The 247-nt window shown below is 40.9% G+C and carries 1 pseudogene; it reads right to left on the bottom strand.

Going from position 1 to position 247, the window contains the following annotated elements:
* Positions 1–247 (bottom strand): annotated as a pseudogene (locus ACTHS4_RS12310) (homoserine kinase); the annotation flags it as partial.

The raw sequence follows: 247 nt of genomic DNA, 5'->3' as shown, positions 1-247 counted from the left end.
ATATAAGACTCAATAATAGATCTCTAAATGCATTTGGATCTTTAATAAACGACATTTCTCCTGATTGAGGGAAATGGAAATCGAGCAGACGAGATACCCAGAAACGAATACATCCGGCTCTTTGTGCAGTAGGGAAATACGCGCATTCTTCATCAGATAATGGACGTACGCTTTCATAGCCGTGGATAAAGGCATCATAAAGGGCAGGGTCTAATTTGTTATCAGCTGTTCGTGCCCAATCGTTAAC

This window comes from Neisseria sp. P0014.S009 (assembly GCF_051958155.1).
Classification (GTDB): domain Bacteria; phylum Pseudomonadota; class Gammaproteobacteria; order Burkholderiales; family Neisseriaceae; genus Neisseria; species Neisseria flavescens_C.
Note: the sequence above shows the minus strand (reverse complement) of the source record. Positions and strands in the feature narration are given on the sequence as shown.